We start from the raw sequence: 511 nt of genomic DNA on the forward strand, positions 1-511 counted from the left end.
TGAGGTTGCCGGCCAGCGGCCGGCACTACCGCGGGTGCAGGGCGCAGCCCTGCCGCACACCCCTCACACCACCGGAATGCTGTGCTGCCCAAGACTGCGATACGGCGGGGTCGCCATCACCATTTCCGCCAGCGAGTAAGCCAGCTCGCGCTCGGCCATTACCGTGCCATCGGCACCGTGTTCAAGCAGATGCTTCACTTCGGCATCGCTGTGCGCGCGCGCCAGCAGGGTAAGGTTGGGGTTGATCGCACGCAGCTTGGCCAGTGTCTCACCGGCTTCCAGCGGCTGCGGGATCGCCAGCACCGCGATCTTCGCGCGCTCGGGATGGGCCTCGGCCAGCACGCGGTCCGACGCGGCGCTGCCGCGGATGCCGGGCAGGCCTGCGGCATGTGCTTCGGCCACGTGTTCCTTGTTGTCGTCGATGATCATCACCGGCACGCCGCGGTCGCGCAGTACCTGTGCCAGCGCACTGCCGTCGCTGGACCTGCATGACCATGCCATCGTCATCGGC

The 511-nt window shown here is 68.1% G+C and carries 1 protein-coding gene; it reads right to left on the reverse strand.

From position 1 onward, the window contains the following. Positions 1–63: 63 nt before the first annotated feature. The coding region (locus DBR20_RS12465; RefSeq protein ID WP_181393074.1) for an NAD-binding protein at positions 64–511 on the reverse strand (448 nt) is incomplete at its 5' end.

It is taken from the genome of Stenotrophomonas sp. HMWF023 (genome assembly GCF_003060985.1).
GTDB classification, from domain to species: Bacteria; Pseudomonadota; Gammaproteobacteria; order Xanthomonadales; family Xanthomonadaceae; genus Stenotrophomonas; species Stenotrophomonas lactitubi.